We start from the raw sequence: 14,705 nt of genomic DNA on the forward strand, positions 1-14,705 counted from the left end.
ACTTTATTCGAGACTTGTCTCCTGATTAATGGCCTGATGTCGGACTTATCTGTGACAAAAAAGAGGGTAATCAGGGCGCCGCGGTGGCGGCCTGCTGTACCAGGTGGTCCCGCAGCACCCGGGCAGCCGGGACCAGATCGGCCTCGCCGCGAAAGCAGATCGCAAAGCGGCGCTCGGCCCAGGCCTCGTCCAGCGGCACCACGGCCAGGCCCAGGCTGTCGGTCCGGGGCTGGGCCACGGCCACCGGCATCACGCCGACCGCCAGCCGCGTGGCCACCACGCGCAACGCGGCCTTGAAGTCGGTCACGATCATGCGGTAGCGCAGCGTCTGGCCCAGCTCGGCCGCGGCGCGCAGCATCAGCGCCTGCACCGCGCTGTCCACCGGCAGGCCGACGAAGGAGTTGTCCATCGCCTGCACCAGCCGCACCCGCGGCAGTCCGGCCAGCGCATGGTCCCGGGGCACCACCAGCCCCAGCCGGTCGCTGCGGTAGGGGGCGTGCGCCAGGCCGCGCAGGTCGGCGCCGTGCGGGCTGTGCCAGCAGATGCCCAGCGCGGCCACGCCGTCGCGGATGCCCTGCACCACCTGGGCGCCGGAGCGCGAGGCCAGTTCCACCTGGATGCCGTCATGTCCCGGTTGGGCCAGAAAGCCCGCCACGTCCTCGGCCAGTGGCGCCGCCATGACCGACGCGGTCGCCAGCAGGCGCACCTGGCCGCGCAGCCCGGCCGCGAACGCGGCCATGTCGCGTTCGATGCGTTGGGCGCCCAGCAACAGTTCGCGGGCATGCTCGCGCAGGCTCTCGCCGGCGGGCGTGGGCTCGACACCGTGGCGGCGCCGGACCAGCAGCGGCGTGCCGATCTGCGCCTCGAGCTGGGCCAGGCGCTTGCTGACCGCGCTGGCCGTCAGGTGGGCTGCGGCGGCGGCGCGGACAATGTTGCGGTGGTCGCAGACGGCCACGAACAGCCGCAGGTTGGTGAGGTCCAGGTCGCGCATGGGTTGAGATTTTCCATAACGGAAAACCATGGAGGCAAAAATACCGCTTTGAGCTGTTTTGGTAAAGCCTAAACTGCCCTCACCGGGGGAAACACCGAAGCCCCGGAACGGAGACATTGCATGAACCAGATTGCCGGGGGCGCCGCCGCCCCCACCCGAGCGCTGCCGCTCGCCGGCCTGCGCGTCGTTGAATTCACCCACATGGTCATGGGCCCCACCTGCGGCATGGTGCTGGCCGACATGGGGGCCGAGACAATCAAGGTCGAACCCATCGAAGGCGACCGCACGCGCCACCTGCTGGGCTCTGGCGCGGGTTTCTTTCCGCTGTTCAACCGCAACAAGAAGAGCATCGCCATCGACCTGCGCCAGGCCGAGGGCGCCGAGGTGGCGCGCCGCCTGGCCGCCAGCGCCGACGTGGTGGCCGAGAACTTCAAGCCCGGCACCATGGGCAAATACGGGCTGGACTACGCGTCGCTCTCGCAGGTGAACCCCCGCTGCATCTACATCAGTCTCAAGGGCTTCCTGCCCGGCCCCTACGACCACCGCACCGCGCTGGACGAGGTGGTGCAGATGATGGGCGGCCTGGCCTACATGACCGGCCGGCCGGGTGACCCGCTGCGCGCGGGCACCAGCGTGAACGACATCATGGGCGGCATGTTCGGTGCCATCGGCGCCTTGGGCGCGCTGATCCAGCGCGGCATCACCGGCCGGGGCCAGGAGGTGCAGAGCGCGCTGTTCGAGAACAACGTGTTCCTGGTCGGCCAGCACATGCTGCAGTACGCCATCACCGGCCAGGCCGCCGCGCCCATGCCCGAACGCATCTCGGCCTGGGCGGTGTACGACGTGTTCACGGTGAAGGACGGCGAGCAGATCTTCCTGGCGGCCGTGAGCGATCCGCAGTGGGTGACCTTCTGCGACGCGCTGGGTTTTGCCGACCTCAAGGCCGACCCGCAATACCCCGACAACAACGCCCGTGTGAAGCTGCGGCCGCAGCTGCTGCCCATCCTGCGCGAGCGGCTGGCGCGCTGGCGGGCGGCCGATCTGGCTGCGCTGTTCGAGAAGGTCGGCCTGCCGTTCGCCCCCATCCGCAAGCCCGAGGAGCTGTACGCCGACGAGCACCTGCTGGCCACGGGGGGCCTGGCCGACATCACCTTGCCCGACGGTGAACGCGCCGGCCAGACTGTCAAGACCACGCTGTTCCCGTTCACACTGGACGGCCAGCGCCCCGGCGTGCGGCTGGACCCGCCGGCGATGGGGGCGCACACCGCCGAGCTGCTGCACGGTCTGGGCTATGCGGAATCCGACATCGAACAGTTGCGCCGCCAGCGGGCGGTCGCGTGAGGCTGGCATGAGCACTCCCGACGTTCACATCAGCGAAGTGGGGCCGCGCGATGGCCTGCAGTCCGTCCAGGCCACCATGCCCACGGCGGACAAGTGTCGCTGGATCGACGCCCTTGCCGCGGCCGGCCTGCGCGAAATCGAAGTGGGCTCGTTCGTGCCCGCCAGGCTGCTGCCGCAGATGGCCGACGTGGCGGAGGTGGTGCGCCACGCCGTCACCTTGCCGGGTCTGACGGTGATGGCCCTGGTGCCCAACCGCCGCGGCGCCGAGGCCGCGCTGGCGGCGGGGGTGCACAAGCTCACCCTGCCGGTGTCGGCCAGCGAGGCGCATTCGCTGGCCAATGTGCGCAAGACGCGCGAGCAGATGGTGGCCGAGCTGCGCGAGGTGGTGGCGCTGCGCCGCGAGGTTGCGCCGCAGGTGCCGGTGGAGGTGGGCCTGTCCACAGCGTTCGGTTGCACGCTGCAGGGGCTGGTGCCGGAGGACGAGGTGATCGCGCTGGCCGTGGCCTGTGCGGATGCGGGCGTGGACGAGGTTGGGCTGTCCGACACCACCGGCATGGCGAATCCTGCACAAGTCAGGCGCCTGTTCACCCGTCTGCGCGCCGAGCTGGGCGAGAAGGCCGGCGCAGCCCACATGCACAACACCCGCGGCCTGGGCCTGGCGAATTGCCTCGCGGCCTACGACGTGGGCGTGCGCAGCTTCGACAGCTCGCTCGGCGGCCTGGGCGGCTGCCCCTACGCGCCCGGCGCCAGCGGCAACGTGGTGACGGAAGACCTGGTGTTCATGTTCGAGGCCATGGGGGTGTCCACCGGCGTGGACCTGCAAACGCTGATCGCGGCGCGCGAACCGCTCCGAGCCGGTCTGCCGGGCGAGCCGCTCTACGGCATGACGCCCGAAGCCGGCCTGCCCAAAGGCTGGCGCGCCTGATTCACATGCGGTTGCGATCTGGATCAAGACGCGGCCGCGCCACTGGCATAGACTGTCTGCGGTGGGCGCATCGGGCGTTCATGCCAATCAATCTTTCCGGTGGAGGACACCCATGAAAAAGTTGTGGACCTGGGGTGCGGCGCTGATCGCCGCCGCGACGCTGGCGGCCTGCGGGGGCAGCGACGACGACTATCACGGCGCCATTGCGGTCAGCGAATCGACCAAGCGGGTGGGCATTGCGTCCGAAGCCCTGACCCAGTCGATCGCCAACGACGCGGCACGCGACGAGTGCGACGCCGGCGATTGCCAGGTGGTGCTGCAGTTCGAGGAGTGCGGCGCGATTGCCTCCGGTTCGGGCAGTTCGGGCGGCTGGGTTTGGGGGGTGGCCGCGGCGGGCACCGCATTCGATGCACAGACGGCGGCCAACAACGCCTGCACAGCCAAGGGTGGCCTCAACTGTGGCGTGATCCCGAATTTGCCGGCCCAGTGCAACTGACCACCCCGACTCCACACTCAGGTAAAAAATCCGTCCAAAAGTCCCGTTGATTGCCTCCTTTTGTTGGGGTAATCTGCGGGCCCATGGACAAGCTCAAGCAGCTGGAAACCTTTGTCTCGGTCGCCACGCGCGGCAGCCTGACGGCCGCCGCCAAGGCCGAGGGCGTGGCGCCGGCCATCATCGGCCGGCGGCTGGATGCGCTGGAATCCCGCCTGGGCGTCAAGCTCATGGTGCGCACCACGCGCCGCATCACGCTCACCCATGAGGGCAGCGCCTTCATCGAGGACTGCCAGCGCCTGCTGACCGACCTGGCCAACGCCGAGGCCAGCGTCAGCGCGGGTGGTGTCAAGGCCAGCGGCCACCTGCGCATCACGGCCCCCGCCGGCTTCGGACGGCGCCACGTGGCGCCGCTGGTGCCGCGCTTCCGCGAGCTGCACCCCGAGGTCACGATCTCGCTCAACCTCAGCGACCGGGTGGTCGACCTTGCGGGGGAGGGCTACGACTGCGCGGTGCGGGTGGGCGACCTGCCGGACTCGTCGCTGGTGAGCGTGCGCCTGGCGGACAACCGCCGCATGTGCGTGGCCACACCCGACTACCTGCGGCGGCACGGCCGGCCCGCGTCGCCAGCCGATCTGGCGCGCTTCGACTGCTTGACCCTCTCGTCCGACGCCTCGCAGACCCGGGGCTGGGCGTTCCGCATGCCCCCGGGCGAGGACGCCGCGCCGGGGGCCGAGGCCGAGATCGTGCACCTGCGCCCCGGCGGTCCGCTGGACTGCTCGGACGGGCAGGTGCTGCGCGAATGGTGCCTGGCCGGTTACGGGATCGCCTGGCGCAGCACCTGGGAAGTGGAGGCCGACATCGCGGCCGGCCGGCTCGAGACCGTGCTGGACGAATACGCCGCGCCGCCCAACGGCATCTATGCGCTGTTCCCCCAGCGCAAGCACCTGGCGCTGCGGGTGCGGCTGTGGATCGACTTTCTCAAGCACCACTACGCGCAGACGGATTTCTGGGCCGGCGGCGGTACATTGGCGGCTGCAACGGGGCCGCTCAGCGGGCCCTTTCCCATTTCTCAACCAACAGGGTGAACCCATGAATCGGATCGGCAAGGGATGGATGACCACGGTGGCCGCGGCCGCCACGGCGGTGTTGTTGGCAGCGTGCGGGGGCGGCGACGATGCCTCGCTGCCCAGCGCGGAATCCATGTGCGGCAGCCTGGGGCTGCAGCCCAAGGTGCTCAACGGCGCCAACTGCGGGGCGCCGGAGCGTTCGTCGGTCATCCTGCTCAACGTCGCCACCAGCTCGGGCACGGCGGTGTGTTCTGGCACGCTGGTCACGCCCACCAAGATCGTCACGGCGGCGCACTGCCTGCCGGCCGGCACCCGGCGTGTGCTCGCCGGGCTCTGGCGCGCGGACGGCACGGTGGTCGGTGTGCCCGCCAGCCGCTGGGCGGTGCACCCGCAGTACCAGCGCGGCTCGAACGCGCTGGTCAACGACGCGGCGGTGATCGTGCTGCAGCAGGCGCTGCCCAACCCCACCATGGCGGTGTTGCTGAGCCAGCCGTCCGCACCCGGTCAGCCGGTCTATGTGGCGGGCTGGGGCGCGCCCGGCTTCGACCTGGCGGTCGGCTTCGCGACCCTGACCACGGTCACCGAGACCAGCATCGGCTACACCTACTCGGGCGAGCTGAGCAACACCTGCAACGGCGACTCGGGCGGCCCGGCCTACCGCACGGCGGGCGGGCAGCCCGCGCTGATCGGCATCACGTCCTCGGGCACCGTGGCCGACTGTGGCAAGGGCGACGGCTCGCTGTTCACCAATGTGCAGAGTCCGGCGGTGAGCAACTTCATCCGCGCGCAGGCGCCCGAGGCGGCCTACCTCTGAGATCCAAGATCCGGGAAGCGCCGAAGAGCGCTGAGAAGAGATGCTGATACATAATGTCACATCTCAAGGGAGGGTCTATGAACCAGACAGGATGGACGGGTTTCGTTTGGAGGAGCGGCTGCGCCGCCGTGCTGACGTCGGCGGTGCTCGCCGGTTGCGGGGGAGGCGATGGGGCCGAACCTGTGAACCTGGAGCCCACGGCGCTGTGCAACAGTGCGGGCGCTCAGCCCAAGGTGGTCAACGGGGCGTCCTGCGTGTCGTTCAAGAGCACGCCGGTGGTGTACCTGCTCATCGCGCGGGCCAATGGAGAGCAAGTGGCCTGTTCAGGCACCCGCATATCGCCCACCCATGTGATCACGGCGGCTCATTGCCTGGAAGGCAGCCCCAGGTATGTCCTGGCGGCTCTTTTCAAGACCGACGCCAGCGCCAAAGGGCTCGCCGCCAAGAAATGGGCGTTGCATCCAGGCTATGACGGATCGGGCCCGCCCACTCCCAACGATGTGGCGGTGGTGACATTCCCCGCCGGTCTGCCCAATCCCACCATGCCCATTCTGGCCAGTCAGGCGGCGGCGCCCGGACAGGCCGTCACCTTCGCTGGATGGGGTGAGCCCACGGGCTGGCTTGCGGTGGGCGCCGCCAACCTGTCCGTGGTGAACGAGCAGAGCCTGGGCTTCACGTTCGACGGCAGCCAGAGCAACGTGTGCCCTGGTGACTCGGGTGGACCGATGTACCGCGTGCTGCCGGGCGGGCCGGCGATGGTCGGCGTGGCATCGAGCGGGCCGAAGGCGCCCTGCGGTGAGAAGGCCACGGTGAACACCTTGTTCACCAACCTTCAAACGCCGTCGGTGCTGGAGTTCGTGCGCTCCCAGGCACCTGGCGCGGTCATTCTCTGACCGCGAGCGGCTGGTAGAGCCCGGGTCGGCGGGTTGGCAGCTGGCTGTGCTGCCGGGCGTCGACCAGCTCGCCGGGATCGAGCGCAGAGACCATCAGCGTCGCGTGCCGCTGGGCGGTCACCAACAGATGCCCGCGGGCACTGGCGACGGTGCTGGCACCGCCATAGTGAACGGAGCCTTCGCTGCCACAGGCGTTGGCGTAGGCCACGAACACGCGGTTCTCGCAGGCACGGGCCGGCACCAGCAGTTGCTGCACCTCGTCGTATCCCACCATGTTGGCGGTCGGCACCAGCACTGCGTCCACCCCTTGCAGCGCCAGCAGCCGCACGGTCTCCGGGAATTCCACGTCGTAGCAGATCAGCAGGCCCAGGCGCCAGCCGCGCCATTCGAAGACCTGTGAAGCCGCGTCGCCCGCGCTGAACTGCGCGCGGTCCAGGTCGCCGAACAGATGGGTTTTGCGGTAGTTCATCAGCCGTGTGCCATCGGCGCCGATGGCCTGTGCCGCGTTGAACGGCCGTCCGTCCGGGTTCTGTTCCGGGTAGCCGCAGACGATGGCGATGCCATGGTGCTGCGCGATGCGCGCCACGGCCTGCGCCATCGGCCCGTCCGCGGGTTCGGCCAGGGCCGCCACGCGGTCGGCACCGATGGCGTAGCCGGTGAGAAACATCTCGGGCGTGATGAGCAGGTCGGCGCCCTGAACCCGTGCCTGCGCGCAGGCGGTGTCCAGTCGTTGCAGTGCCTCGGCGAGGCTCGCCGGGTGCGGGGTCTGCCAGAGCGCGATGCGAAGGTCGTTCACGTTGTCATTCTGGCAAGGCCACGGGGCCGAGGGTGGGATACAACTCTCCGGGGCCGGGGTTCTCTGCTGGGCACTGCCCGCCAAGCTGGTGGACGATGCCCCAGACCGCGTTCAGCGAAGTCTGCACCGCACCCTCGACCCAGGCGGGTGTGAACGAGATGTCGTCGCCCGCGAGGAAGATGCCGCGCTCGGCGGCGGGCAGGCGGTCCTGCATGAAGTGGCCGTACATGCGCTGGTTGTAGCGGTAGTGACCGGGCAGGGCGCCCTTGAAGGCGCCGAGGAAGTAGGGGTCGGCTTCCCAGGAGATGGTGATCGGGTCGCCGACGATGTGGCCGGCGATGTCCACGGTGGGGTAGATCTTGCGCAGGGCCTCCAGCGCCAGCTGCACACGCCGGGCGGGTGGGTGCGGCAGCATCTTGAGCGCGTCGCTCATCCAGGCGTAACTCAGGCACATCACCGCAGGCTTGTCGGGCCCGTTGTCGAACAAATAGGTGCCGCGCGTGAGCCGGTCGGTGAGCGTCATGCTCAGCGTGTCGCGGCCGGTCGCGGGATCGATGTCCTTCCAGAACGGCCGGTCCACCATCACGAAGGTCTTGCTCGACTGCATGTAGCGCGTGCGGTCCAGCGCCATCCACAGCTTTTGCGAGAACAGGCTTTCTTCGACGGCGATCTGTGTGGTCAGCAGCCAGCTCTGGCAGGTCACGAGCACCGAGGGGTACTCGCGCTCGGTGCCCCAGCTGTCGGTGATGGCCAGCTGTCCCGATGGGGCTCGGCGGATGGCGGTGACGCCCGGCCGTGTGGCGCCGCCGTGCAGACTGGCGAGGGACGTGCCCGCCGGCCAGTGCGCGACCTGCGCCGGTGCGTGCTGCCACAGGCCCAGCGGCACCTGCTGCACACCGCCCACGATCAGGTGTTGGTCTTCGTCGCAGCCGGTCAGCACCACGCGCAGGATCTCCAGCATGGTGTTGGGGAAGTCCGAGTCCCAGCCGCCGGTGCCAAAGCCCACCTGGCCGAACACCTCGCGGTGGCGGAACGAGAGCTTCGAGAAGGCCTCGGACTGCGCGACGAAGTCGTAGAAGGTGCGGTCGTCCCACAGCGGCACCAGCCGGCTCCACAGCGCTTTGAGCATGGGTACGTCGCGCTGGCGCAGGGCCTGCTGCAGATCACCGAAACCCAACTCTTCCAGCGCGGAGGCCCAGGCGTCCGCCACTTCGCGGAACAGCGGCGGCAGGTCGGCCAGGGTGCGCGCGTAGTGGGTCTGGCCTTCCAGGTCGACCACCGTGCTGCCGGCAGCGGGCGTGAGCGGGTTGGGGAAGGGCTTGGCCTCAAGCCCGAGCAGCTTCACGTAATGGAAGAAAGCGGTGGACGAGGCCGGGAAGCGCATGCCGCCCAGCTCGGCCACCACGCCCTGGCCGCCCTCGAAGGGCTGCGAGCGCAGGCGCCCGCCCATGCGCGAGGCTTCGTAGATGACGGGCTTGAGGCCGAGCTTCATCAGCTCGTAGGCCGCGGTCATGCCGGCCATGCCGGCGCCGACGATGGCGACCTCGGTGCCGTACGCGCTGGTCGGCAATTGGGCCAGGCCTTGCGGGTGGGCCAGCCAGTCGTCGTAGGCGAAGGGAAAGTCAGGGCCGAAGATGGTGACCGGGGCGGAGGCGGGGCGGGTGGCGCTCATGGTGTCTCCTCTCAGAACAATCCGGCCAGCAGCCAGGCGGCCGTGCCCCACATCATCAGCGCCACGGCGCCGTCCAGTGCGCGCCAGAGGTGCAGCGAGTTCAGTCGCCGGCCGAGCCAGAAGGCCGCGGCGCCCAGCACCAGGAACCAGACCACCGAGCCGGTGGCGGCGCCCAGGCCGAAGGCCTTGCTGCCAGGGCCGTAGGCCAGCGAGGCGGTGCCGATCAGCACGGCGGTGTCCAGCCAGGCGTGCGGGTTGAGCCAGGAGAAGGCCAGGGCCGAGAGGATGGCCTGGTGCTGCGTCACCGGCGCCGGGTGTGCCGCGGCCGTGGCTTGTGCTGGCGCGACCGGGGTCTGCGGCTTGAGAAAGCGCTGGAACGCCTGCCAGCCGTACACGCCCAGGAACAGCACGCCGGCGCCGATCAGCGCGCCCAGCAGCTTGTCCGAGAGGCCGCCGAGCCGGGCCAGGCCGAACACGCCCAGCGAGATGAGCACGATGTCGGCCAGCGCGCAGACGGCAACGGTGAGCCAGAGGTGCTGGCGCTGCAGGCCCATGCGCAGCACGTGCGCGTTCTGCGGGCCGATGGCCATGATGAGCGACATGCTGAGCACCATGCCGGCGGTGAAGGTGGGGAATGCGAGGGTCATGGGGCAGGAGTCTGCCGCCGTGCGCCGCTTTGTTAAATCATTTCAACTCGAAATCGAGTTGGTTAAATACCGCTTGATTGGAGCGGCGATCCGGCGCCGGGCCGCCCCTAGCCGGATCAGCCCCCTCGGGGGGCAGCGACCCGCGCAGCGGCGGAGCGTGGGGGCTCACGTGTACACGACGGCGTCTCTCCGAACAGCGCCTTGTAGTCGTGGCTGAAATGGCCCATGTGCCAGAAGCCCCAGCGCGCGGCCACGTCGCCGATGGTCTGGCCCGAATCCGCGTCGCGCAGCTCGCGCCGCACCGCGTTCAGCCGCACCAGGCGCAGGTAGCTGGCGGGGCTGATGCCCAGGCTGTCCTGGAAGCAGTTCTGCAGCGTGCGCCGGGTGATGTGCAGCACCTCGCAGAGCCGTTCCACGCCCAGGTACTCCTGCGGCTGTTCGGTCACCAGTTCGCGCACGCGGCGCACCACGTCCTGCCGGCGCTGCTGGCGCGGCGTCACGGCGTCGGCCTGGCCATCGGGCATGAGGGTGTCGCCCAGCACAGAGAACAGCGCCTCGCGCAGGCTGCGGCGGCTCGCCTCGTGCTGGAGCGCGCCGGGGTCGGCCTCCAGGCCGCGCAGCACTTCGCGCATCAACCCCACGAGACGGAAGCGTTGGGTCGGCGTGAGAGGCTGCACCCGCACGCCCGGCCCGCGCACCGGGGCGGCGTCGGACTGGTCGCGCATGCGCACATGGGCCTGCAACTCGGCCGGGTCGAACACCAGGCCGTACAGCCCGTGACCCGCGGGCACCTGCAGGTCGAAGGCCTCGCTGCCATCGGAGATCATCAGTTCGTGGCCCCCCACCGGGCGGCCCATGAAGCGCAGGCCCTCGGGTCGCTCGGGCACCGACAGGCCCAGCCAGACACCTCCGCGCCAGGGCCGGCAGTGCTGGCTGGTGGCGCAGTTGGCCACTTCCTCGAAGGCCTGCAGCGGGCCGTCGAACAGCTCGCGCACCTGGCCCTGGAACACGCCGGGCGAGGTCTGCACATAGTCCTGGTCCCAGGCGTCCAGGTTGCGGGCGTGCACGTCCACCTCGCGCGTGCGTTTGACGCGGAAGGCGGTCGGCGGGGTGGGGCAGGCAGCGGGCATGGCGGGCTCCTTCGGCGCACGCGGCGCCGGGGTGCAGCGGGAGTATCAAGTTCCGTGCCACGGGCGCACGGCGGGAAAACCCGGGGGTGCACCGGTCCGGGCTATCCCGTTTCGGAAAAAGTGCGCCACGGCGGGGCGTGTTTCCGATCCGGGATAGGGCGAAGCGGGCCGGCGACCCACACTGCGCGTCAGGCCGCCCGAGCCGTTCGGGCTTTTCATCCACACACAAGAGAACGTCCCATGTCCACCGCATCCACTCAGGTCGCCCGGGAGCTCAAGCCCGTGCTGGGCACCTTTTCCCTCTGGGGCATCGCCGTCGGCCTGGTCATCTCCGGCGAGTACTTCGGCTGGAGCTACGGCTGGGCCAGCGCCGGCACGCTGGGCTTCCTGCTGGCCACGCTGTTCGTGGCGCTGATGTACACCACCTTCATCTTCAGCTTCACCGAGCTTTCCACCTCCATCCCGCACGCCGGGGGCCCGTTCGCCTACGCGCGCCGTGCCTTCGGCCCCACCGGCGGCTTCATCGCCGGCTTCGCCACGCTGGTCGAATTCGTGTTCGCGCCGCCGGCCATCTCGCTGGCCATCGGCGCCTACCTGAACGTGCAGTACCCGGCGCTGGACCCGAAGTGGGCCGCCGTCGGCGCCTACGTGATCTTCATCGGCCTCAACGCGGTGGGTGTGGGCATCGCGGCGGCGTTCGAGCTGTTCGTCACCATCCTCGCGGTGATCGAGCTGCTGGTGTTCGCCGGCGTCGTCGCCCCGGGCTGGTCGCTGGCTAACTTCACCGCCAACGGCTGGGCCGGCTCGGCCGAGTTCAGCGGCGCGACCTGGGCCGGCATCTTCGCCTCCATCCCGTTCGCCATCTGGTTCTTCCTGGCCATCGAAGGCGCGGCCATGGCCGCCGAAGAGGCCAAGGACCCCAAGCGCACCATTCCCATCGCTTACATCACCGGCATCCTGACCCTGGTGGCGCTGGCCTTCCTGGTCATGGTCATGGCCGGCGGCGTGGGCGACTGGTCCAAGCTGTCCAACATCAACGACCCACTGCCCCAGGCCATGAAGATGGTGGTGGGCGAGTCCAGCGGCTGGCTGCACATGCTGGTATGGATCGGACTGTTCGGCCTGGTGGCCTCGTTCCACGGCATCGTGCTGGGCTACTCGCGCCAGATGTTCGCCCTGGCGCGTGCGGGTTACCTGCCGGCGATGTTCGCCAAGGTGCACCCGCGCTTCCGCACCCCGGTCAACGCCCTCATCGGTGGCGGCATCGTGGGCATCGCGGCGGTGTTCAGCGACCAGTGGGTCACCATCGGCGGCCTGCCGCTGACGGCCAACATCGTCACCATGGCGGTGCTGGGCGCGCTGGTCATGTACATCATGTCCATGGCCTCGCTGTTCAAGCTGCGCGCCACCGAGCCCCTGCTGGACCGTCCCTTCCGCGCGCCGCTCTACCCGCTGTTCCCTGCGATCGCCATCGGCTGCGGACTGGTCTGCCTGGCGGCGGTGGTGTATTTCAACCAGCTGCTATCGCTCATCTTCCTGGGGCTGATGGTGCTGGGCTACGCCTACTTCCGCCTGACCGCCGCACAGCGCGATGCGGCGCCGCACGACGCCATGCTGGCCGCTGCGGCAGAATGAAATCCACCCCATGACCGGACCCGCCACAAGGAGCCGCTGACGTGAATCTGAGCGCGACGTTGGGACTGCAGAACCACCGCTTCGGCAGCCTGCGCGAGGTGATGGCCAAGGCCACGCCTTTGCGCTCGGGCGACGCCCTGGCCGGCCTGGCCGCGGCCACCGAGCAGGAGCGGGTGGCCGCGCGCTGGGTGCTGGCCGACGTGCCGCTGCAGCGCTTCCTGGACGAGGCGCTCATCCCCTACGAGGGCGACGAGGTCACGCGCCTGATCATCGACGGCCACGACCGCACCGCCTTCGCGCCGGTCAGCGGTCTGACGGTCGGCGGTTTCCGTGACTGGCTGCTGTCCGACGCCGCCACGCCCGCGGCGCTGGAGCGGCTCTCGCCCGGGCTCACGCCCGAGATGGTGGCCGCGGTCAGCAAGCTCATGCGCAACCAGGACCTGATGCTGGTGGCGAAGAAGCGCGAGGTGGTCACGCGCTTTCGCAACACGGTGGGCCAACGCGGTCATCTCTCTGTGCGGCTGCAGCCCAACCACCCGACCGACGACCCGGCCGGTATCGTCGCCAGCCTGATCGACGGCCTGCTGCACGGCGCGGGCGACGCGGTGATCGGCATCAACCCGGTGTCCGACAGCGTGCCCGATCTGGTGCGCCTCAACCACGTGCTGGCCGAAGTGATCGAGCGTGGCGGCGTGCCCACACAGAGCTGCGTGCTCACCCACGTCACCAACACGCTGCAGGCCATGCAGCTCGGCGCGCCGGTGGACCTGGTGTTCCAGTCCATCGCCGGCACCGAGGCGGCCAACCGCAGCTTCGGCATCACGCTGTCGGTGCTGGACGAGGCGCACGCCGCCGCGCTGGAATTGAAGCGGGGCACGGTGGGCGACAACGTCATGTACTTCGAGACCGGGCAGGGCAGCGCCCTCTCGGCCAACGCCCACCACGGGGTGGACCAGCAGACCTGCGAAGCCCGCGCCTATGCGGTGGCGAGGCGCTACCGGCCGATGCTGGTCAACACCGTGGTCGGCTTCATCGGGCCCGAATACCTCTACGACGGCAAGCAGATCACCCGCGCCGGGCTGGAGGACCACTTCTGCGGCAAGCTGCTGGGCCTGCCCATGGGCTGCGACATCTGCTACACCAACCACGCCGAGGCCGACCAGGACGACATGGACAACCTCATGGTGTTGCTGGCCAGCGCGGGTCTGAACTTCCTGATCGGCGTGCCCGGCGCCGACGACATCATGCTGAACTACCAGAGCACTTCGTTCCACGATGCGCTGGTGCTGCGCGATTTGCTGGGGCTGAAGCGCGCGCCCGAGTTCGAGGCCTGGCTGCAGCGGGTGGGGGTGACCGGCGCCGATGGGCGCCTGCTGCCCGCCACCGCCCAGCTGCCGCTGTCGCAGCGCCTGTGGACCTTGCCGGAGCCGGCATGACGAAGGACCTCTTGTCCGTGCCGGACGCACCGCGCCAGGACATCGACGCTGGCGCCGACCCCTGGGCCCACCTGCGGCGTTTCACCCCCGCGCGCATTGCGCTCGGCCGCACCGGCGCCAGCCTGCCCACGCGCGAGGTGCTGGGCTTCACCCTGGCGCACGCGCAGGCGCGCGACGCCATCCACCTGCCGCTGGACGTGGATGTGCTGGCCGGGCAGCTGCAGGCCGACGGCTGGCCCGCGCCGCTGCGCCTGCACAGCCGGGCCCACGACCGACACGAGTACCTGCTGCGCCCCGATCTGGGGCGCCGGCTGGACGAGGCCAGCGTGGCTGCCCTGCAGGCCTGGCGCGAGGACAACCCGGCGCCCGACCTGGCCCTGGTGGTGGGCGACGGCCTGTCGGCCCTGGGCATCCAGCGCCACACGGTGGCCCTGTTCGGCGCCATCCGCGAGGCCCTGGGCGGGGCCTTCGTCCAGAGCCCGCCGGTGCTGGTGGGTCAGGCCCGGGTGGCGGTGGCCGACGAGGTGGGCGAGCTGCTGGGCGCCCGCATGGTGGCCATGGTGGTGGGCGAGCGCCCTGGCCTGAGTTCGCCCGACAGCGTGGGCATCTACCTCACCCACGCACCGCGCGTCGGGCGCAGCGACGCCGAACGCAACTGCATCTCCAACGTGCGCCCCGCCGGGCAAGACACGGTCACGGCCGCGCGCCGCCTGGCCTGGCTGGTGCACGAAGGCCTGCGCCTGGGTCTGACCGGCGTCGGTCTCAAGGACCACAGCGGCCTGCCCATGGTCACGGCCGCTCCGTCGCAGGGGCTGTCTGGTTAAACTGGATTGAACCGTTTCTGGTTCGCTCAAGTTTCAAT

14 protein-coding genes are annotated in these 14,705 nt (G+C 69.8%); 9 read left to right on the forward strand and 5 right to left on the reverse strand.

Annotated elements, in window-relative coordinates; genetic code table 11:
- Window positions 1–70: 70 nt before the first annotated feature.
- Window positions 71–991: a LysR family transcriptional regulator gene (locus RCO38_RS22795; RefSeq protein WP_308330792.1), complete on the reverse strand. Its 921-nt coding sequence runs from the start codon at window positions 989–991 to the stop codon at window positions 71–73.
- 120 nt (window positions 992–1,111) lie between these two features.
- Here RCO38_RS22795 and RCO38_RS22800 point away from each other — a divergent pair, with 120 nt between their 5' ends.
- From RCO38_RS22800 to RCO38_RS22825, 6 genes are all read left to right on the forward strand, one after another.
- Window positions 1,112–2,332 (forward strand): CaiB/BaiF CoA transferase family protein, encoded by a 1,221-nt coding sequence (locus RCO38_RS22800; protein WP_308330794.1) that lies wholly within the window; start codon window positions 1,112–1,114, stop codon window positions 2,330–2,332.
- A gap of 7 nt (window positions 2,333–2,339) precedes the next feature.
- Window positions 2,340–3,257, forward strand: a complete 918-nt coding sequence (locus RCO38_RS22805; RefSeq protein ID WP_308330795.1) for a hydroxymethylglutaryl-CoA lyase — start codon at window positions 2,340–2,342, stop codon at window positions 3,255–3,257.
- Window positions 3,258–3,369: 112 nt separating this feature from the next.
- Entirely contained in the window at window positions 3,370–3,753 is a 384-nt protein-coding gene (locus RCO38_RS22810; RefSeq protein ID WP_308330796.1) for a DUF4189 domain-containing protein, read from the forward strand.
- 83 nt (window positions 3,754–3,836) lie between these two features.
- Complete coding sequence (locus RCO38_RS22815; protein WP_308330797.1) at window positions 3,837–4,838, forward strand: LysR family transcriptional regulator; 1,002 nt, start codon at window positions 3,837–3,839, stop codon at window positions 4,836–4,838.
- 4 nt (window positions 4,839–4,842) lie between these two features.
- Window positions 4,843–5,634 (forward strand): S1 family peptidase, encoded by a 792-nt coding sequence (locus tag RCO38_RS22820; RefSeq protein WP_308330798.1) that lies wholly within the window; start codon window positions 4,843–4,845, stop codon window positions 5,632–5,634.
- 77 nt (window positions 5,635–5,711) lie between these two features.
- Window positions 5,712–6,527: a S1 family peptidase gene (locus tag RCO38_RS22825; RefSeq protein ID WP_308330800.1), complete on the forward strand. Its 816-nt coding sequence runs from the start codon at window positions 5,712–5,714 to the stop codon at window positions 6,525–6,527.
- Here the strand turns inward: RCO38_RS22825 and RCO38_RS22830 are convergent.
- From RCO38_RS22830 to RCO38_RS22845, 4 genes are all read right to left on the reverse strand, one after another.
- A complete protein-coding gene (locus RCO38_RS22830) occupies window positions 6,517–7,323 on the reverse strand; it encodes a carbon-nitrogen hydrolase family protein (RefSeq protein WP_308330802.1) in 807 nt (268 codons plus the stop codon). The genes RCO38_RS22825 and RCO38_RS22830 overlap by 11 nt on opposite strands.
- 4 nt (window positions 7,324–7,327) lie before the next feature.
- Entirely contained in the window at window positions 7,328–8,995 is a 1,668-nt protein-coding gene (locus RCO38_RS22835; RefSeq protein ID WP_308330803.1) for a flavin monoamine oxidase family protein, read from the reverse strand.
- A gap of 11 nt (window positions 8,996–9,006) precedes the next feature.
- The gene (locus tag RCO38_RS22840; protein ID WP_308330804.1) at window positions 9,007–9,642 is read right to left on the reverse strand and encodes a LysE/ArgO family amino acid transporter; all 636 of its coding nucleotides are present in this window, start codon (window positions 9,640–9,642) and stop codon (window positions 9,007–9,009) included.
- Window positions 9,643–9,758: 116 nt separating this feature from the next.
- On the reverse strand, window positions 9,759–10,772 hold the full coding sequence (locus RCO38_RS22845) for a helix-turn-helix domain-containing protein (protein WP_308330806.1): 1,014 nt from the start codon (window positions 10,770–10,772) through the stop codon (window positions 9,759–9,761).
- A gap of 240 nt (window positions 10,773–11,012) precedes the next feature.
- On the opposite strand from RCO38_RS22845, the gene eat reads away from it, so the two are divergent.
- The 3 genes from eat (at window position 11,013) to eutC (ending at window position 14,667) form a co-directional block, all read left to right on the forward strand.
- The gene (eat, locus tag RCO38_RS22850; RefSeq protein WP_308330808.1) at window positions 11,013–12,407 is read left to right on the forward strand and encodes an ethanolamine permease; all 1,395 of its coding nucleotides are present in this window, start codon (window positions 11,013–11,015) and stop codon (window positions 12,405–12,407) included.
- Between the two features lie 101 nt (window positions 12,408–12,508).
- Window positions 12,509–13,843, forward strand: coding sequence for an ethanolamine ammonia-lyase subunit EutB (locus RCO38_RS22855; protein ID WP_374694577.1), 1,335 nt, complete (start codon window positions 12,509–12,511; stop codon window positions 13,841–13,843).
- Entirely contained in the window at window positions 13,840–14,667 is an 828-nt protein-coding gene (eutC, locus tag RCO38_RS22860) for an ethanolamine ammonia-lyase subunit EutC (protein ID WP_308330810.1), read from the forward strand. The genes RCO38_RS22855 and eutC overlap by 4 nt, the downstream gene beginning before the upstream one ends.
- Window positions 14,668–14,705 lie beyond the last annotated feature (38 nt).

It is taken from the genome of Hydrogenophaga pseudoflava, from assembly GCF_031020795.1.
Taxonomy (GTDB): Bacteria; Pseudomonadota; Gammaproteobacteria; order Burkholderiales; family Burkholderiaceae_C; genus Hydrogenophaga; species Hydrogenophaga pseudoflava_A.